Raw genomic sequence first — 17,477 nt, 5'->3', positions numbered from 1 at the left:
GCCATGGCTCTCCGTATCGTCCCCGCCGAGGTCATCGACATCCGTCAGGTCCTGGAGGACCACGCCCGCTACTGGGGTGACCGTGACCTTCGGGCGCTCCATCTGACGGCGCTGGTGCAGGAGTTCGGATCCACCTGTCTGGTCGCCCGGTCCGACGACGGCATCCGCGGATACCTCATCGGGTTCGTCACACCCGACCACACCGGGTACGTGCACCTGGTGGCGACACGGGACGACGCGCGCGGGTCCGGCCTCGGCCGCAGTCTGTACGGGGCATTCGTCGAGGCCGCCCGGATTCAGGGCGCGGTCCGCCTCAAGGCGATCACCTCGGTCACCAACGAGGGCTCCATCGCCTTCCACGACAGCCTGGGCTTCGACGCCCGCGTCGTGGAGGACTACGACGGCCCCGGCCGGCCTCGTGTCGTCTTCACCCGTGACCTGCCGCCGGAGCGGGTGAGCCAAGGCCGTTGACGTGGCATGGGCCGGGGCACGTCACCCTCCCCCGAAGGTGACGTGCCCCGACCGCTCCCCCGGCGCCGGACTGTGGTCCAGCATCGCCCGTGTGCGGCCTGCCTGTGCTGTCACCAGCACATGACCGCTGTTTCCCCCGAACCCCAGCCGGAGTACAGGCGCACACGGACGAAGTAGCGGCGGCCCTTGACGAGACGGGCCTTGATCGTGGCGTTGCGCGGGGTGCCCCCGTCGTCCTCGCCGGTGAGGTAGCGGGGCTCGCCGTCCCGCTCCTCGAAGAGCACCACCAGGGCGTCGCTGTCGCCGAAGGTGCCCACGGTGTACTCGCGGGTCTCCGGCGGCTCGACGACGAAGTCGGCCTGCTCGCCCGGGCCGAGACCGAGCGGCGCCGAACGGAAGGGCACCAGTGCGGGCGCCGGCTGCGGCTCGCGCGGCGGGTACCAGCGCAGCACGTACTCCTTGTCGGAGGCGGAGAGGGTGCCGGGCGGGTCGAGGCCCGCGCGGTACTCCTCCGGCTCCAGGATCAGCCCCGCCTCGAAGGGGTACTCCATGATCGACTGAGGGTCCCAGACGGAGCCGTTCACCTCGTGCGGGTCCAGCTTGCGCAGGATGTTGAAGAACGTCCGGTCCCGGCTCCAGAAGTTCGGCGGGCCCGCCAGATCGGCGTAGACGGCCTCGTCGTCCCAGTGGATGCCGGCGAACGGGCTCTGGTGCTCGTGCAGCATGCCGAGCCCGTGCCCGATCTCGTGCAGGGCCGTCCCGCGCTCCCCGGGCGCGGTCAGGTCCCAGCCGAAGTTCATGGTGCGCTCGTTCAGACCGACCTGGAGGGCGTCCTTGCCGACGGTCGACCAGGAGCCGTCGCCGAGCTGGAACCCGATCCGCAGCTCGGCCTCGGAGCGGTCCAAGACCTCGGTGAACGACACTCCGATGCCGAGGTCCTGCCAGTCGCGGAAGCACTCGCGTACGACGTCCCGCTGCTCCTTGGCGCCGGCCCACGACACCCGCCTGGTCGCGCCGGATCCCGGCACGGGAATGACGGACCCGTCGGTGTCGTCGTCGAAGAAGTAGTAGTGCAGCACGGTGTGGTTGGCCCACATCCGGCCGCCGGCGATGAGCGCACTGTGCCGCTCGGCGGCCAGTCCCGGCGCGAAGGCGGGGGCGGGCTGCTGCGCGAGTGAGCAGTAGCGTGCGGTCATGGCGAACAGACTGCCGCGGGCCGCCCCCGGGCGCCTGAGTCGGGGGCTACTCAAGTCCCCCTGTATCAGGCGTGAGTATGGCGGCTCTTGCTGTCGTGACGACTTTCGAGCGGGACGCGAAGACGCTGGAGCTGCCCTGGCCGTTCACTGGTCGGGAGGACGAACTCGCACTGGTCCGCAGGGCCCTGACCGCCGCCCGCCACGGCATCGTGGTGACCGGCCCGGCGGGCAGTGGCAAGACCCGCCTCGCCGCCGAGGCCGTCCGCGGCGCCGACTGTGCCAAGGTCGCCGGGACGCCCGAGACCCGGCAGCTCCCCTTCGCCGCGTTCGCGCACCTGCTCCCCGAGCCCGTCTCCCTGCACCGTGCCGTCCAACTCCTGGCCGGCACCCGGCTGTTGCTGGTCGACGACGCCCATCTGCTCGACGACGCCTCGGCCGCCCTGGTCCACCAGCTGGCCGTGCACGGGCGCACCCGTCTCGTGGTCGTCGCCACCGAGGGCGTCCCGGTGCCCGGCGCGATCTCCCGGCTGTGGACCGGAGAGCTGCTGCCGCGCCTCGCCCTGGAGCCGCTGCCCCGGGAGGAGACGGCCCACCTGCTCGCGGCGGTTGACGGTGAGGGTCTGGAGCCGCTCACCGTCAACCGCCTGTACCGCCTGTGCCAGGGCGACCTGCGGCTGCTGCGCGACCTGCTGGGCGCGGTGCGCGAACGGCTCACCCCCGTGCCGGGCTCCGGTACGCGGGCCTGGCGCGGTCCGGTGCCGATCACGGCGACCGTCCGTGAGCGCACCGCGCACCTCCTCGGCCGCACCGCCCCCGACGAGCGCGAGACCCTCGAACGGCTGGCCTTCGCCGAGCCCCTCCCGCTCCCCATGGACGACCTCGACCTGCGGCCCCTCGAACACCTGGAGGCCGACGGCCTGGTCCACGTCGACGACCACGGCGCCGTCCGCCTCGCCCACCCCCTGTACGGCCCGGTCCTGCGCGCCGCCGCCGGACGGCTGCGCGCCCGGCGACTGGCCCGCACGCCGGACAGCTGCACGGCCGCCCTGGCCGCCGAGTCGGCCGCGCTGACCAGGGGGATCGAGCGGGCGGACGTACGGACGATTCCGGCACCGGTGGGGGAGTGGCTGCTGGACGAGGGCGCCGAGGTGCCGGCCGCGTACGCGGCCGTACGCGCGCGGTTCTCGCGGCTGCGGGGGGAACTGCGCGAGGCGGCGGCCTGGGCGCGGGAGGGTTTGCGAGGGTCCGGTGACGATCCGGACTGCCGTCGTGAACTCGCCCTGGCCGCCGCCCAGTCGGGCGACACGACGACCGCCCACGAGGTCCTGGGTGGCCGCCCTCACGGGGGTGGGGCGGCCACCTGGCCGGCGGCGGGTGGTGACATCGACGGAGCCGTGGCGGCGCTCACCGGCGACGGGTACGACGCCGTCCGGCTCGGCGTCCCCGAGCCGGACGGCAGTCGGCTGTCCGGCGTCTTCCGTGTGCACGCCGACGCGCTCGCCCGTGGTGACGGTCCCGCCCTGGACCGGGCGGCCGAAGAGCTGGAGGAGCGCGGCTTCCTGCTGTTCGCGGCCGAGGCGCACGCCCAGGCCGTACGCGCCCACCGCGACCCGCGGGCCGCCCGCACGTCACGTACGCGTGCCGTCGCCCTCGCCCGGCGCTGCCAGGGCGCCCGCACCCCGGCACTGTCCGGCCTGGTCCTGGGCGAACTGACCGCCAGGCAGCGGCAGATCGTCACGCTCGCAGCCGCCGGCCTGAGCAACCGGCAGATCGCGGAGAAGCTCACCCTGTCGATCCGTACCGTCGGCAATCACCTCTACAGCGCGTACGCCCGCCTCGGCGCGAGCGACCGCGGCGCGCTGCCGTGGCTCGTCGAACTGCCGGAGGCACAGCCGGCCTGAGCCGCACACCGGACCGGCGGTCTGACCCCCGTGATCGGGGGAGGGGTCAGGCCGCCACACAGCGGGTCAGGCCCGCCACACACAGTGGGTCAGGCCCGCCACACACGGAGGGTCTGACCGTCACACACGGAGGGTCAGGCCGCCCCGAACGCCGAGAAGGCCCACCCCGTCGCCTGGTGGGTCGCGTCGCCCGGCAGCGCGGCGCGCGCGTCGCGCAGCGCCTCCGCCAGGGACAGGCCGGCGCCGAGTCCCTTGTGCAGGGCGAGCATCAGGGGCACCACCGCGGCGTCGTTGACGGGCGCGCTGCACGCCACCACCCCGGCCGTGCCCAGCGGCAGCAGCGCGGTGACCAGACCGAGCAGTTCGTCGGCGCCGACGGACGCGAACCGCGCGGTGTCGCAGCAGGAGAGGATTATCCGGTACGGGCTGCGGTCCAGGCGTTCGAAGTCGTGGACGATGAGCGGGCCGTCGGCCATCCGCAGCGACGAGAACAGCGGGCTGTCCGCGCGGAACGTGCCGTGCGCGGCGATGTGCGCCAACGCCGACCCGTCGAGCTCCTCCAACACCCGTGGAACCCGCGCCTCTTCGTGCTCCAGCACGATCGATCCGCCGTACCGGCCCGCCAGTTCGGGCACCTCCGCACCGCCGGTCGCCAACCCCGGTCCGCGTACCAGCACCTGGCGGCCACCCGGCGGCGGCGCCGTGTCCCGGGCGCGCAGCCAGCTGCTCGCCGACGGCGACACGCTGAACACCCGCTCCCGCAGCGACGGCAGCAACGCCCACGGCACCCGGTGCAGCCGGCCCGGCGGCACCACCACGACCGGGCCCGTGCCCAGATGCGCCGCCGCCGGACCGAACAGCAGCTCCTCCAGGCGGCGCCCCGCCGCCTCCACCACCGGAAAACGCGCCTCCGCCCCCGGATGGGCCAGCCGCCGCAACCCGGCCTGCACATGCTCGGCCTCGGTCTCCGCCTCGGCCAGCAGCCCGGCCTCGAACCGCCGCACCCGCCCCCGCCCGCACAGCAGCACCTGCACCCGCCCGTCGAGGACGGCCAGTTCCACCAGCCGTACGTCGTCCCCCAGACGTTCCAGCAGCCGGGCGGGGTCGAACCGGTCCCCGTCGCCCGGCGCGTCACCGCGGATGTGCAGGGTCCGGGAGCGGATCTCCCGCTCCAGGCGCCGCTGTTCGCGCTCCAGTGCCGGCACCGGACGGCCCTCCATCCGGGCGGCCTCGGCGCGGGCGGCGATCTCCCGGAAGGCGGTCATTCCGCTGAGCAGGGCGGGGTCGGCCGGGGGCCGGGTCGGCGGCGCGGACAGGACGGTGGCCCGCCAGCGTTCGCTCCACACCAGCAGCCGCCGCGGGCCGCCCGAGTCGAGACTGGCCTGCTGGGCCAGCGCGGCGAGTTCCGCGCCCTGTGCGGTGGCCCGGGCCCTCAGCTCCGAGGCGCCGAGCGTCGTCCGGTGGTCGTCCAGCACGTCGAGACCGCGCCGGCAGGCCTCCAGGACACCCCGGCCGGAACCGGCGGCCCGGGCCCACAGCGCCTGCGCCGCCCAGCCCGTCATCCGCGCCAGCGGCGGCCCGCTGTGCCTGCTGCGGGCGGCGACCGTCAAGTGCCGCTCGGCGTCGGCCGTCCAGCCGAGGCCCAGGGCGATCCGCCCGGCGAGCAGCGAGGCCTCCGGTGCGGCCGGCGCGCCGAAGGCGGCCAGCCGGTCGGCCACCGCGGCGGCGTCCGCGACCAGCCGCCCGGAGCCGCGCCCGGCGGCGACCCGCGCCTCGATCAGCACCAGCCGGGCGTGCGTCTCCCACCAGGTGCGCCGCTGCCCGGCGAAGAGCCGTACGGCCATGTCCGCGCGCGCGATCGCGGTGTGCGGATCACCCGCCAGCCGGGCCGCCCGCGCGGCCGCCAGCAGCAGCTCGGCCTTGCGGGTGGACTGACCGCCGATGCCGTCGAGGACGGCGATCGCCGCGTCCGCCTCGCCGAGCGCCTCGGGTGCGAGCCCGGCCGCCATCAGGACCTCGCAGCGCCGGATGTTGAGCATGAAGGTCGGCGTGCCGAGCTTGGAGTACCGTTCCCCCGCCTCGTCGAGCAGCCGCAGCGCCGCAGGGATGTCGCCCGACCGGAACGCGGCAAGGCCCCGGCTCTCCACCGCGTCGGCCTTGTCGTGTTCCTGCCCGGTGGTGTCCCACAGCGCCTCGGCGGCGGCGAAGTCGGCCTCCGCGCGGTCCACAGCGCCGAGCGCGAGATGCACCGTCGCGCGCAGGGTCAGCGCGCGCGCCGTCCAGATGACGTCGTCCGCCTGTCGCAGCACGGGGATCGACCGGCGCACGTCCTCCAGCGCCTCCCGGTGATGCCCCAGTACCCACGACGCGTAGGCCCGCCGGAACAGGACCCGCGCGCGCGTGTGCCCGCTGCTCACCGCGACACCCCGCTCCAGGGCCTTCAGGCCCTCCCGGGTACGGCCCGCATGCACCAGCGCCACCCCGAGGGCGGCCAGGACGTCCGCCTCACGGTCGGGAGACTCCGCGCGCACCGCCAGATCGCGGGCAAGGCGCAGGTGGTGCAGCGCGATCCTGAGATCGCCCCAGTCCCGCTGCCAGATGCCGATCACCTGGTGGGCCACGGAGGCACACCACGGCGACGGATCGGAGTCGAGCACGGCCCGTGCCCGCGTCAGAGCCTCGTTCGGTGCGGCGAACACCATCGGCAGCAGTTCGAGAACCGAGTCGCTTCCCGCTGTCACTCCATGGATGGTAGTGGCCCCGGTTGCACGTCACACAGGTTTGGCGCTGTATCAATCGGCGCCCCCGTGGCTCTGACTGACGACCGCCGTCACAAGGGGAGGACATGCCATGGCACCACAGCGTTTCCACGAGCAGTTCGACCAGATCCAGCGCTCCATGCCCGACGTCCCCCTGGCCCTGGGGCCCGACGACGCCGCGGAGTTCATCTACGAGAAGGGAGTCGTACTCGCCCGCGACGGTGAGGAGGCGCGACTCGTCGAGGACAGCGTGCGCACCCACTTCACCGCGGCGCCCGACCTGACCGCCGACCACGTGCGGCGGGCGAGCCCTCAGACCAACCGCTCGGGCATCACCCGCATCCAGGTCGGCGACCCCGGCCAAGGCGGCCGAAGCGCCGACCAGGCCGTCGCCCACGCCCTGCGCGCCCTGCGCGAGCCCGAGGGACGTGCCGGACGCCGGCTGATCAGCCGCAACCACGTGGTGTCGATCGCGGTCAACTCCTGCCCCGGCGACGAGCCCGTGCCCGCCCCCCGCGCCCAGGGCACCAACCCGGCCCCGGCCGAGGCCGGCCACGACCCGGACACCGCCGTCGGCGTCCTCGTCGTCGACAACGGCCTCACGCACGACTACACGGCCGCGGGTGCCCTGCTCGCCCACGTCCAGGGCGACCTGCACGGCACCGAGACCGACAGCCAGGGCAACCTCCTGCAGTACATCGGCCACGGCACCTTCATCGCGGGCCTCGTCGCGGCCGTCGCACCCAACACGGACATCACCGTGCTGAGCAGCCTCAACGACGCCGGCGCCATCCTGGAGTCGGAGTTCGGCGAGCGGCTCTTCGACGCCGTCGACCGGCGCGGCTGGCCCGACATCATCAGCCTCTCCGCCGGCACCTCCAACGGCCGCACCGACGGCCTGCTCGGCCTCGACGCCTTCATGGCGGAACTCCTGCAACAGCGCACCCTGTTGGTCGCGGCGGCCGGCAACAACGCCAGCGCCACGCCCTTCTGGCCCGCCGCCTACGCCGCACTTCCCGAGTACCGCAACAGCGTCCTGTCGGTCGGCGCGCTGCGCGGCGACGGCGAGTACGGCGCCTGCTTCAGCAACCACGGCGCCTGGGTGAACGCCTACGCCCCCGGCGAGCGCCTCACCAGCGCCCTCACCGGCTTCGACGCCCCCGTCCCGTACGTGTACCAGCACTCCACGTACGACGCCTGCCGCTACGGCTTCACCTACGCCTGCACCTGCCAGTCCCCGCAGCATGCCGGCGTGTTGAGCGAGGACGGCGACACCGTCACGCCCGACCGCGTGACGTTCGAGGGGTTCGCACACTGGAGCGGCACGTCCTTCGCCACCCCGGTCGTCGCCGGCCTGGTCGCCGCCCACATGACCGCGCACAAGGAGACCGACCCCCGCGCCGCCCGGCAGCAACTGCTCGCCGCGAACACCGAGTTCGCGGAGGTGCGCGGGGCGCACGTGCCGGCGCTGCGCCCGGCCACTTGGCACCCGGTCACCGACGGTCAGTCCGCGGCGGGCGTATGACGGCCGGAATCGCCCACTCCACGGCGTACGATGACTTGCCGTACACGAGGGGTGGGACCGTGGACCGTGCAGATGTCGGCGCGCTCGTCCAGTCCGCCGTCGACGGCGACGCGGCGGCCTGGAAGGCATTGGTGGAAGGGCTGAGCCCACTGGTGTGGTCCGTGGTGCGCGCGCATCGGCTGTCCGACGCCGACGCGCACGAGGTGTACCAGACCGTGTGGTTCCGCTTCGCCCAGCACCTGGGCCGGATCCGCGAACCGCAGAAAGCGGGCTCCTGGCTGGCCAGCACCGCGCGGCACGAGTGCCTGAAGGTGCTCAAGAGCTTAAGGCGGCTGACGCCGACGGACGACCCGCAGGTCCTGGACCGCATCAGCGAGGACCGTACGCCCGAGCAGTCGTTCCTCGACTCGGAGGAGGCCGCCGCCGAGACCGAGCGCATCCGGCGGGTGTGGCAGGAGTTCGAGGAACTCGGCGACCGGTGCAGGCAGTTGCTGCGGGTGCTGATGGCCTCGCCGCCGCCGAGCTACCAGGAGGTGTCCGGCGCACTGGGCATCGCGGTGGGCAGCATCGGGCCGCTGCGCCAGCGCTGTCTGCGCCGCCTGCGGGCCCGACTCGACGCACGGGGAGCGTAGTGAACGACATGAGTGACCTGAATGATCTGAATGATCCGAAGAGCGGCTCCTTCGCCGAAGAAGGCATCGGCGAAGAGGAGTTCGACGACGGACCCGACGAGGAGTTCGACGACAGCCTCTTGCAGGATCTGCGCCTGGCCGCCGGCATCCTGGACCCGGTGCCGGCCGAGCTGCGTCAGCTCGCCGTCGAGGCGTACGCGCTGCACGACCTCGACGCCCGGCTCGCCGAGCTGACCTTCGACTCGCTGGTCGACGCGATCCCGGTCAGAGGGGCGACGGATCCTCCGCGGATGCTGACCTTCCACACCGGTGACGTGACCGTCGACGTCGAGGTGACCTCGCAGGGACTGATGGGGCAGGTGCTGCCACCGCAGCCGGCGAGCATCGAGGTGCTCAGCGGACCCCGGGCGGGTGCCGCGCTCGAGGCCGACGACCTGGGGCGCTTCACGTCCGATTTGGCCCCCGCCGGACCCTTCGCACTGCGGCTGCGGGCCGGCGGGGAGGTGGTGGTCACGGAGTGGCTGCGGGCCTGACCCGGCGGTCCCTCCTCACCACATGACGGGCAGGGTCTGCAGCCCGCGCATCATCGCCTTCCTGCGCCGGACGACCGGGTCGGTGGAGACCGCGGGCCGCAGCCCGGGCAACCGGTCGAGCAGCGTGCCGACCCCGGGTCACTCGACGGCTCGTCACCTCCCCGCCCGGCTGAACCGCGGATCGTTGGTGATCGCCGACGCGGGCCGGTCCCGTATCGGCGACGGCGACGGCGCCGGTCCCGTGAGCGTGGAGGTCTCCTCGGTCATGGCCCCCGCCCCCACCACCACCGCCCGGCAGCCTGTCGCGCGGGAGTGCTCCAGCCGGAGGTCAGCCGGTCAGGACATCGACGAGGCCGGCCAGCGCCGACGCGAGACGGGTCAGTCCGGGTCCGGCGGGGCCGCCCGGCTCGCTCATGTAGGTGTCGCGGCGGATCTCCACCATCAGGGCACTCACCCGGGGTTCGGTCCCGTAGAACTCCAGCGGCACGTACGCCCCGCCGAACGGGCTGTCGAGCCCGATCTCCCCGCACTCCGCGAACGCCTCCCGTGCCGCGCCGAGCAGCTCGCCGGGCGTGTGGAAGGAGTCGGTGCCCAGGCAGACCGGCGGCCGAGGTCCCGCGCCGTGCAGCTCGTAGGGCAGCGACGCGGTGGGATACGAGTGCACGTCGATGATCACGGCCCGCCCGGCGACGGCGAGCCGTCCGGCCACGGCTTCCGTCATCGCCTGCGCGTACGGTCGGAAGTACCGCGCGATCAACGGCTCCGGGTCGGTGTCCGCGGGCCGCAGCGGCGCGCGATGAGTCGTCCGGGTGTATACGGCGCCCATCCCGACGGCGAGCATCTCCTCCCGCTCGTCCGGGAACCGCTCCGGGTCCACGACGAGCCGGGAGAGCCGGTTGACGAACCGCCAGGGAGCGACCGGGGACAGCCCGGAGGCTTCGGCGGCGATCTCGGCGGTGTGCGCGTCGGTGATGTGGTCCAGCTCCCGCTCCAGCCCCGCGTCGTCCAGCACGATCCCGGTCCGCACCGCGGGCGGTATCTCCCGCGCCGAGTGCGGCACATGCAGGATCACGGGCGAGTCCGCCGCGCCGGGCAGCAGCTCGAAGGACGGTGCGGCGGACGTCATGAGGCGGCTCCCGGGGGCGTTGTCAGTGGCGTGGTGCACGATCAAGGTGCCACATTCGCACCATCGAGGAAGGGCGGGGGAGCAGCATGCCCGTCGGCAACCAGCAGGTCACCGCACACCCGTTTCTGAAGGGTCTCTACCGGGACGACTACTACCCCGACCACGTGGTCGACCGGGGCAAGGAGATCCTGCTGCGCCTGTGTGAGCGCATCGAGACCGAGCGGCCCGCGGACCTGTCGGCGCTGTACGCCCTGACCCAGGCCGCCACCGACGAGTTCAACGACCTGCAGGCCGACTTCGAGGAAGCCGACAGCGACATCGAGACCGTGGCACGCGAGGAGATAGCCGAGGACTTCTGGTTCGTGGCACAGGCCTACGGCTTCGCCGACGCGGACGTGGAGGAGCTGATCGCCACCCGGGACTGGTGAGACACGGCTCCGCCCCGGCCGGGCAGCTGCCGACCGGGGCGGAGTCACGCAAGGGCCTCGCGGAGGCCGTCGCGTCAGCTCAGGGACGCGAGCGCCTCGTTCCACGTGGTCGACGGGCGCATGACCGCGGCGGCCTTGGCCGGGTCGGGCTGGTAGTAGCCGCCGATGTCGGCCGGCTGGCCCTGGACGGCGTTCAGCTCGTCGACGATCTGCTGCTCGTTCGCCGCGAGGGTCTCGGCGAGCGGGGCGAAGGCCTTCGCAAGGTCCGCGTCGTCGGTCTGCCGGGCCAGCTCCTGCGCCCAGTACAGGGACAGGAAGAAGTGGCTGCCGCGGTTGTCGATGCCGCCGACGCGACGGGTCGGCGACTTGTCCTCGTTGAGGAAGGTAGCCGTGGCGCGGTCGAGGGTGTCGGCGAGGACCTTGGCGCGGGAGTTGCCGGTGAAGTCGGCGAACTGCTCCAGGGACGGGACCAGCGCGAAGAACTCACCGAGGGAGTCCCAGCGCAGGTAGTTCTGGTTGACCAGCTGCTGGACGTGCTTCGGCGCGCTGCCGCCGGCACCCGTCTCGAACAGGCCGCCGCCCGCCATCAGGGGGACGACCGACAGCATCTTGGCGCTGGTGCCCAGCTCCAGGATCGGGAACAGGTCGGTGAGGTAGTCACGCAGCACGTTGCCGGTCACCGAGATGGTGTCCTCGCCGCGGCGGATCCGCTCGACCGACAGCTTGGTGGCCTCGACCGGGTTGAGGATCCGGATGTCCAGGCCCTCGGTGTCGTGCTCCGTCAGGTACGCGTTGACCTTGGCGATCAGGTTGGCGTCGTGCGCACGGGTCTCGTCCAGCCAGAAGACGGCCGGGTTGCCGGTGGCGCGGGCACGGGTGACGGCCAGCTTCACCCAGTCCTTGATCGGGGCGTCCTTGGTCTGGCAGGCGCGGAAGATGTCACCGGCGGAGACGGTCTGCTCGATCACGACGTTGCCGGCCTGGTCGACGAGGCGGACCGTGCCGGTGGTCGGGATCTCGAACGTCTTGTCGTGGCTGCCGTACTCCTCGGCCTTCTGCGCCATGAGGCCGACGTTCGGGACCGAGCCCATCGTGGACGGGTCGTAGGCGCCGTTGGCGCGGCAGTCCTCGATCACGGCCTGGTACACGCCGGAGTAGCTGCTGTCCGGCAGGACCGCGAGGGTGTCGGCCTCCTGGCCGTCCGCGCCCCACATGTGGCCGGAGGTGCGGATCATGGCCGGCATCGAGGCGTCGACGATCACGTCGGACGGCACGTGCAGGTTGGTGATGCCCTTGTCGGAGTCGACCATGGCGAGCTCGGGGCCCTCGGCGAGCTCGGCGTCGAAGGAGGCCTTGATCTCGGCGCCCTCGGGCAGGGCCTCCAGGCCCTTGTAGATGCCGCCCAGACCGTCGTTCGGGGTCAGGCCGGCCGCGGCGAGGGCCTCGCCGTACTTCGCGAAGGTCTTCGGGAAGAAGGCGCGCACCACGTGACCGAAGATGATCGGGTCGGAGACCTTCATCATCGTGGCCTTGAGGTGGACGGAGAAGAGCACGCCCTCCGCCTTGGCCTTGGCGATCTGCGCGGTGAGGAACTCACGCAGCGGCGCGACGTGCATGACGGAGGCGTCGACGACCTCGTCCTTGAGGACGGGTACGGACTGGCGCAGCACGGTGGTCGTGCCGTCGTCGCCCACGAGCTCGATGCGCAGGGCGCCGTCCTCGGCGATGACGGCGGACTTCTCGGTGGAGCGGAAGTCGTCGACGCCCATGGTCGCCACGTTCGTCTTGGACTCGGGGGTCCAAGCGCCCATGCGGTGCGGGTGGGTCTTGGCGTAGTTCTTGACCGAGGCTGGGGCGCGGCGGTCGGAGTTGCCCTCGCGCAGGACGGGGTTGACCGCGGAGCCCTTGACCTTGTCGTAGCGGGCCTGGATGTCCCGCTCCTCGTCGGTCTTCGGGTCGTCCGGGTAGTTCGGCAGCGCGTAGCCCTGGCTCTGCAGCTCGGCGATCGCGGCCTTGAGCTGCGGGATCGACGCCGAGATGTTCGGCAGCTTGATGATGTTGGCCTCGGGCGTCTTGGCGAGCTCGCCGAGCTCCGCGAGGGCGTCCGGGATGCGCTGTCCCTCCTCCAGGTACTCCGGGAACAGCGCGATGATGCGCCCGGCGAGGGAGATGTCGCGGGTTTCGACGGCGACACCCGCCTGCGAGGCGTACGCCTGGACCACCGGCAGGAAGGAATACGTCGCCAGGGCCGGGGCCTCGTCAGTGTGCGTATAGATGATGGTCGAGTCAGTCACCGGGTGCTCCGCTCCACGTCTGCAACATTGCTCGACATCAAGATATCTCGTGATCGACCTCGTCTCGACAGGGGTCCGCACAGTCGTGCAGCACCCGCGAGAAATATTCGCTCCCAGGCAACCCGCGCTCCCGATCATGTGGTCATGGAGGGTGATCGCCCACGATCGCCCACTGGACGCGACGGCCGGACCTGACCCCCCGGCCGCCCGAGCGAAAGCGGATCATGAGATATCGCACCAGAGTGACGGCCCCGGTGGCCGTCCTCATCGGCACGGCCGCGGCCCTGACCACGGCATCCTCGGCACACGCGGCCCCGACGGAGACCGGCACCCCAGGGCCCGAGACCCTCGGCGACCCCGTCTTCCCGAGCCTCGGCAACGACGGCTACCGCGTCTCGGCCTATCACCTGGACCTCGCCTACGACGCGACGACACAGCTCGTCGACGCCACGGCGACCCTGCGGATCCACACCACCCAGGCCCTGACCCGCCTCTCCCTCGACGCTCTCGGCCTGGACATACGCGCCGTCCGTGTCGCGGGCCGCCCGGCCACGTACGAGCAGGTCGACGAGAAGCTGCGGATCACGCCGGCGAGCCCCCTGCAGGCGGACACGCCGGTCACCGTCTGCGTCGAGTACGCGGCCGACCCGCGCCGCGAGCTCGCGCACACCGCCTGGGTGCCCACCCCGGACGGGTTCGCGGTGTGCCCCCAGCCGAACTCCGCGCACACCGTCTTCCCCTGCAACGACCACCCGGCGGACAAGGCCGGCTTCACCTTCCGGCTCACCGTTCCCAGCGGCCTGCGCGGCGTCGCCACGGGCCTTCTCGTCCGCACCGAGAGCCTCGACGGCGACCGGACCGCGTACACCTACCGGTCCGGCTCGCCGATGGCCACCGAGTTGGTGCAGATCACCGTCGGCGACTACGTGGTCAAGGACCGGCAGGGTCCGCACGGGCTGCCGCTCAGGGACGTCGTGCCGGTCGCCCGCGCCGCCGCGCTGGAGCCCGCGCTCGCGCTGACGCCCGGCCTCGTCGAGTGGATCGAGCAGCGGCTGGGGGCGTACCCCTTCGAGACGTACGGGCTGCTGCCCTGCAACTCCGACGACGCGAACGCCTTCGACTTCACCGGCCTGGAGACCCAGACCCTCACCCTGTACAAGCCGAACTACCTGCTCCAGGCGGAGCCGAAGATCGGCTCGCACATGATGCACGAGCTGGTCCACTCCTACTTCGGCAACAGCGTCAGTCCCGCCACCTGGGCCGACCTGTGGCTGAACGAGGGCCACGCCGACTTCTACGGGCTGCTGTACCGCTATGAGCGCGGCTGGGCCGACTCCCTGGGCCTGACCACGATGGAAGCCCGGATGAAGGACACGTACGCGCGCGGCGACCAGTGGCGCAAGACCTCCGGGCCGGTCGCGTCGCCCAACGCGGTGAACCTCTTCGACAGCCAGCGCTACCTGGGCGGCGTCCTGGTCCTCTACGCGCTCCGGCAGGCCGTCGGCGAGGACGTCTTCCACGCGGTCGAGCGCACGTTCCTGGAGCGGTTCCGGGGCTCCTCCGCGTCCACCGAGGACTACATCGCCGTCGCCACGGAGGTCTCCGGCCAGGACCAGTCCGGTTTCCTGCGGGACTGGCTGTACGGCACGAAGACCCCGCGGATGCCCGGCCATCCGGACTGGACGGTCACGCCGGTGACCTCGTCCCTCGTCGCACCGCAGGGCCGGACGGGCGGGCACTACCACGACAACTCGGCCACCCTGTGAGGGAGTCGAGGTAGGTGATCAGTCGAGCCGGGCGGAGGAGACTTCGCCCGGTTCGATCTCCGCGCCGCGCTGCTGCGGGATCACCACCGTGCCCTGCTGCAACGCCACCGTGCGCGTGGGCGCCGGGATGCGGATGCCCTCCTCGCGGTAGCGCCGGTGCAGGCGCTTGATGAACTCGTGCTTGATCCGGAACTGGTCGCTGAACTCGCCGACGCCCAGGATCACCGTGAAGCCGATCCGGGAGTCGCCGAAGGTGTGGAAGCGGACCAGCGGCTCATGGTCGGGGACCGCGCCGGTGATCTCGGTCATGACCTCGGCGACGACCTCGATGGTCACCCGCTCGACGTGCTCCAGGTCGCTGTCGTACGCCACCCCCACCTGGACCAGGATGGTCAACTGCTGCTCGGGACGCATGAAGTTGGTCATGTTCGTCTTCGCGAGCTCCCCGTTGGGGATGACGACCAGGTTGTTGGAGAGCGCGCGGACCGTGGTCTGACGCCAGTTGATGTCCTCGACGTAGCCCTCCTCGCCGCTGCTCAGCCGGATGTAGTCGCCGGGCTGGACGGTCTTGGAGGCGAGGATGTGGATGCCCGCGAAGAGGTTGGCGAGGGTGTCCTGGAGGGCCAGCGCGACCGCCAGACCGCCGACGCCCAGCGCGGTGAGCATCGGCGCTATGGAGATGCCCAGCGTCTGCAGCACCACCAGGAAGCCGATCGCCAGGACCAGCACCCGGGTGATGTTGACGAAGATCGTGGCCGACCCGGCGACCCCGGAGCGGGACTGGGTGACCGACCGGACGAGACCGGCGACCAGCCGGGCGGCCGCCACCGTCACGACGAAGATCAGCAGCACGGTCAGGATCTGGTTGACGGTGTGCTGGACGGCCGAGATCAGCGGCAGCGCCGCCGCCGCGGAGGCAGCACCACCCGCGATCGCCGCAGCCGGTACGACCGTGCGCAGCGCGTCCACGATGACGTCGTCGCCGCTCCAGCGGGTGCGGTCGGCGTGCTTGCCCAGCCAGCGCAGCAGCATGCGCAGCAGGAACGCCGCCAGCAGGCCCGCGATCAGGGCGATCCCGGCGATCACCAGGTCGTCCATGGTGAGATCCCGCTTCACCGGTCACCTCCGGAGAGAAGTCCTGCGGCGAAGGCCCTCGCCGACGGCCGGATGTGAAGTTGCGTCACGTTGCCACCTGTTCGATTCCGGATGAGAGGTCGTGCCGGCCAGGAAGCCCCCCATGGTCGGCGCGACCGCTCATCCTGCCGCATCCGGTACAGGAGTTCGTACCGGGCCCGGCGCCGGATCGCGGTGTTTCAGACGATCCCCTCGGCCAGTTCGGCCTGCTCGCGGTCGGAGTACGCGGCGGTGGTGGGCGTTCCGTACGAACGGCGGGCGACGAACCACCACACCGTGGCGAGGACCAGTACGACGGCGAGGGCCACGGAGGCGTAGTTCATCGTGGCCACCGTCACCGGCGACGACTGCGGCAGACAGAACAGGACCGTCACACAGGCCACCCACACCACGGCGACCCATCCGATCGGCTTGCTCCACCGGCCCAGGTTCCACGGACCCGGCTGAAAACGATCGCCAGCGCGCAGGCGCAACAGGACGGGAATGGCGTACGCCGGTGTGATGCCGATGACGTTGATGGCGGTCACCGCGCCGTAGGCGGTCGTCGAGTACAGGGACGGCAGGGCGAGCACACAGGCGACCACCACCGACAGCCACACCGCCGCGACCGGGGTCTGGGTGCGCTCGCTGACCTTGCGCCACAGTGCGGAACCCGGCAGGGCCTTGTCCCGGCTGAACGCGAACACCATCCGACTGGCCGCCGCGACCTCCGCGTTGCCGCAGAACAGCTGGGCCACGATCACCACCAGCAGCAGCGCGCTCGCCCCGTCCGTGCCCAGACCGTCGAGCAGGATCTGCGCGGGCGGCACCCCGGTCTCCGTGGCCCGCGTGGCGTCGTAGTCCTGGATGGCGAAGGTGAGACCGGCGAGCAGCACGAAGCCCGCGATCCACGACACCCAGATGGAACGCACGATGCCCTTCGCGGCCGACACCGACGCGTTGGAGGTCTCCTCGGACAGGTGCGCCGAGGCGTCGTAGCCGGAGAACGTGTACTGGGCGAGCAGCAGGCCGATCGCGGCCACGTAGACCGGGTTGGACCAGCCGGTGTCGTTGACGAACTCGGTGAACACGAAGGACGGGGACCGGTGGTGGTCGGGGACGATCGCCAGCGCGCCGACGATGACGGCCACGCCCGCCAGGTGCCACCACACGGATATCGAGTTGAGCACGCTGACCAGCCGCACGCCGAACAGGTTCAGTACGGCGTGCAGCAGCAGGATCGCCATGAAGATCAGCATCGTCTTCTCCGGCGTCGGCTCGAAACCCCACTGGAGGTTGGCGAACGCCCCCGCGAACAGGGCGGCGCCGTAGTCGATGCCGGCGATCGCGCCGAGCAGACCGAGCAGGTTCAGCCAGCCCGTGTACCAGCCCCAGCGGCGCCCGCCGAGCCGGTCGGCCATGTAGTACAGGGCGCCGGACGTCGGATACGCGCTGGTGACCTCAGCCAGCGCCAGTCCCACGCACAGCACGAACAGGCCGACGCCCGCCCAGCCCCACAGCATCACGGCGGGGCCGCCCGCGCCCATGCCGAAGCCGTACAGGGTCATGCAGCCGGACAGGATCGAGATCACCGAGAAGCTGATCGCGAAGTTGCCGAAGCCGCCCATACGGCGGGCGAGCACCGGCCGGTAGCCGAGCTCGCGCAGGCGCCTCTCCTCGTCGTGCTGCGGGACTCCTCGGGATGTCGACGAACCGGGACTGGGGGACATGCG

At 71.9% G+C, this 17,477-nt stretch carries 13 protein-coding genes; 7 read left to right on the top strand and 6 right to left on the bottom strand.

Going from position 1 to position 17,477, the window contains the following annotated elements; genetic code table 11:
* The first annotated feature begins 3 nt into the window (after positions 1 to 3).
* Positions 4 to 471: a GNAT family N-acetyltransferase gene (locus ADK57_RS28215; protein ID WP_234390443.1), complete on the top strand. Its 468-nt coding sequence runs from the start codon at positions 4 to 6 to the stop codon at positions 469 to 471.
* A gap of 110 nt (positions 472 to 581) precedes the next feature.
* On the opposite strand, the gene ADK57_RS28210 is transcribed toward ADK57_RS28215, so the two are convergent.
* Positions 582 to 1,667: a M12 family metallopeptidase gene (locus ADK57_RS28210; protein ID WP_053752409.1), complete on the bottom strand. Its 1,086-nt coding sequence runs from the start codon at positions 1,665 to 1,667 to the stop codon at positions 582 to 584.
* Between the two features lie 77 nt (positions 1,668 to 1,744).
* Here ADK57_RS28210 and ADK57_RS28205 point away from each other — a divergent pair, with 77 nt between their 5' ends.
* A complete protein-coding gene (locus ADK57_RS28205) occupies positions 1,745 to 3,568 on the top strand; it encodes a LuxR C-terminal-related transcriptional regulator (protein WP_053752408.1) in 1,824 nt (607 codons plus the stop codon).
* A gap of 134 nt (positions 3,569 to 3,702) precedes the next feature.
* On the opposite strand, the gene ADK57_RS28200 is transcribed toward ADK57_RS28205, so the two are convergent.
* Complete coding sequence (locus tag ADK57_RS28200) at positions 3,703 to 6,270, bottom strand: CHAT domain-containing protein (RefSeq protein WP_053752407.1); 2,568 nt, start codon at positions 6,268 to 6,270, stop codon at positions 3,703 to 3,705.
* A gap of 148 nt (positions 6,271 to 6,418) precedes the next feature.
* On the opposite strand from ADK57_RS28200, the gene ADK57_RS28195 reads away from it, so the two are divergent.
* Genes ADK57_RS28195 through ADK57_RS28185 form a run of 3 tightly spaced genes read left to right on the top strand, consistent with a single transcriptional unit; the run spans position 6,419 to position 9,017 of the window.
* Entirely contained in the window at positions 6,419 to 7,852 is a 1,434-nt protein-coding gene (locus ADK57_RS28195; RefSeq protein WP_053752406.1) for a S8/S53 family peptidase, read from the top strand.
* Positions 7,853 to 7,911: 59 nt separating this feature from the next.
* Positions 7,912 to 8,484, top strand: coding sequence for an RNA polymerase sigma factor (locus ADK57_RS28190; protein WP_053752405.1), 573 nt, complete (start codon positions 7,912 to 7,914; stop codon positions 8,482 to 8,484).
* Positions 8,485 to 8,492: 8 nt separating this feature from the next.
* Positions 8,493 to 9,017 carry a hypothetical protein gene (locus ADK57_RS28185; protein ID WP_053752441.1) on the top strand — a complete coding sequence of 175 codons (525 nt, stop codon included), beginning with the start codon at positions 8,493 to 8,495 and terminating at the stop codon, positions 9,015 to 9,017.
* 328 nt (positions 9,018 to 9,345) lie between these two features.
* On the opposite strand, the gene ADK57_RS28180 is transcribed toward ADK57_RS28185, so the two are convergent.
* Positions 9,346 to 10,143, bottom strand: a complete 798-nt coding sequence (locus ADK57_RS28180; RefSeq protein WP_053752404.1) for an N-formylglutamate amidohydrolase — start codon at positions 10,141 to 10,143, stop codon at positions 9,346 to 9,348.
* An 86-nt stretch (positions 10,144 to 10,229) separates the two neighbouring features.
* Between ADK57_RS28180 and ADK57_RS28175 the strand changes: the two genes are divergently transcribed.
* The gene (locus tag ADK57_RS28175; protein WP_053752403.1) at positions 10,230 to 10,571 is read left to right on the top strand and encodes a DUF5713 family protein; all 342 of its coding nucleotides are present in this window, start codon (positions 10,230 to 10,232) and stop codon (positions 10,569 to 10,571) included.
* Positions 10,572 to 10,645: 74 nt separating this feature from the next.
* On the opposite strand, the gene ADK57_RS28170 is transcribed toward ADK57_RS28175, so the two are convergent.
* Complete coding sequence (locus tag ADK57_RS28170) at positions 10,646 to 12,865, bottom strand: NADP-dependent isocitrate dehydrogenase (protein WP_053752402.1); 2,220 nt, start codon at positions 12,863 to 12,865, stop codon at positions 10,646 to 10,648.
* A 224-nt stretch (positions 12,866 to 13,089) separates the two neighbouring features.
* On the opposite strand from ADK57_RS28170, the gene ADK57_RS28165 reads away from it, so the two are divergent.
* A complete protein-coding gene (locus ADK57_RS28165; protein ID WP_053752401.1) occupies positions 13,090 to 14,631 on the top strand; it encodes a M1 family metallopeptidase in 1,542 nt (513 codons plus the stop codon).
* An 18-nt stretch (positions 14,632 to 14,649) separates the two neighbouring features.
* On the opposite strand, the gene ADK57_RS28160 is transcribed toward ADK57_RS28165, so the two are convergent.
* Entirely contained in the window at positions 14,650 to 15,747 is a 1,098-nt protein-coding gene (locus ADK57_RS28160) for a mechanosensitive ion channel family protein (RefSeq protein ID WP_053752400.1), read from the bottom strand.
* 197 nt (positions 15,748 to 15,944) lie between these two features.
* Positions 15,945 to 17,474: an amino acid permease gene (locus ADK57_RS28155; protein WP_053752399.1), complete on the bottom strand. Its 1,530-nt coding sequence runs from the start codon at positions 17,472 to 17,474 to the stop codon at positions 15,945 to 15,947.
* Positions 17,475 to 17,477 lie beyond the last annotated feature (3 nt).

It is taken from the genome of Streptomyces sp. MMG1533 (genome assembly GCF_001279775.1).
Taxonomy (GTDB): domain Bacteria; phylum Actinomycetota; class Actinomycetes; order Streptomycetales; family Streptomycetaceae; genus Streptomyces.
Note: the sequence above shows the minus strand (reverse complement) of the source record. Positions and strands in the feature narration are given on the sequence as shown.

Bases quoted from the DNA above. Each gene is read 5' to 3' on its own strand.
- ADK57_RS28185 (WP_053752441.1), top strand. From the start codon at position 8,493: ATGAGTGACCTGAATGATCTGAATGATCCGAAGAGCGGCTCCTTCGCC.
- ADK57_RS28215 (WP_234390443.1), top strand. From the start codon at position 4: ATGGCTCTCCGTATCGTCCCCGCCGAGGTCATCGACATCCGTCAGGTC.
- ADK57_RS28180 (WP_053752404.1), bottom strand. From the start codon at position 10,143: ATGACGTCCGCCGCACCGTCCTTCGAGCTGCTGCCCGGCGCGGCGGAC.
- ADK57_RS28205 (WP_053752408.1), top strand. From the start codon at position 1,745: ATGGCGGCTCTTGCTGTCGTGACGACTTTCGAGCGGGACGCGAAGACG.
- ADK57_RS28195 (WP_053752406.1), top strand. From the start codon at position 6,419: ATGGCACCACAGCGTTTCCACGAGCAGTTCGACCAGATCCAGCGCTCC.
- ADK57_RS28175 (WP_053752403.1), top strand. From the start codon at position 10,230: ATGCCCGTCGGCAACCAGCAGGTCACCGCACACCCGTTTCTGAAGGGT.
- ADK57_RS28165 (WP_053752401.1), top strand. From the start codon at position 13,090: ATGAGATATCGCACCAGAGTGACGGCCCCGGTGGCCGTCCTCATCGGC.
- ADK57_RS28210 (WP_053752409.1), bottom strand. From the start codon at position 1,667: ATGACCGCACGCTACTGCTCACTCGCGCAGCAGCCCGCCCCCGCCTTC.
- ADK57_RS28200 (WP_053752407.1), bottom strand. From the start codon at position 6,270: ATGGTGTTCGCCGCACCGAACGAGGCTCTGACGCGGGCACGGGCCGTG.
- ADK57_RS28155 (WP_053752399.1), bottom strand. From the start codon at position 17,474: ATGTCCCCCAGTCCCGGTTCGTCGACATCCCGAGGAGTCCCGCAGCAC.